The organism is Paraburkholderia sp. SIMBA_053 (assembly GCF_046534895.1).
In the GTDB taxonomy this organism is placed as follows: domain Bacteria; phylum Pseudomonadota; class Gammaproteobacteria; order Burkholderiales; family Burkholderiaceae; genus Paraburkholderia; species Paraburkholderia caledonica.
The window spans coordinates 1-269 of the sequence record NZ_JAWRXU010000750.1 but is presented as its reverse complement, the minus strand read 5'-3'; the positions used below and the strand labels follow the sequence as shown (position 1 = coordinate 269).

The following is a 269-nucleotide window of genomic DNA, read 5'->3' as shown; positions in this document are numbered from 1 at the left end:
GCGCGAGACCAGGGCCACGGCGAACGATGCGGATGCGTCGCGGATCGCCGCGGCGGACATCCGGGTGTTCCGTTCGGGCGCAGGTGTGGGCGACGGGGATCGGCTGCATGTGCGCTTCGTCGATCTGGTGCCCTCATCGAAGGCGGCCGTGCTGCGGATGGATCCCATCGCCGACGCCGAGGAGTACAACGCCCTGATCCATGTCGAGCAGGAGGCCGAGAGCTTCGACGCGCGCGACATGCTCCCCGACCTGCGCGCGTCGGACGACC

General features: G+C 69.9%; 1 protein-coding gene. It reads left to right on the top strand.

Annotated elements, in window-relative coordinates; all coding sequences use genetic code 11:
• The coding region (locus SB753_RS37585; RefSeq protein ID WP_410805227.1) for a hypothetical protein at window positions 1–269 on the top strand (269 nt) is incomplete at both ends.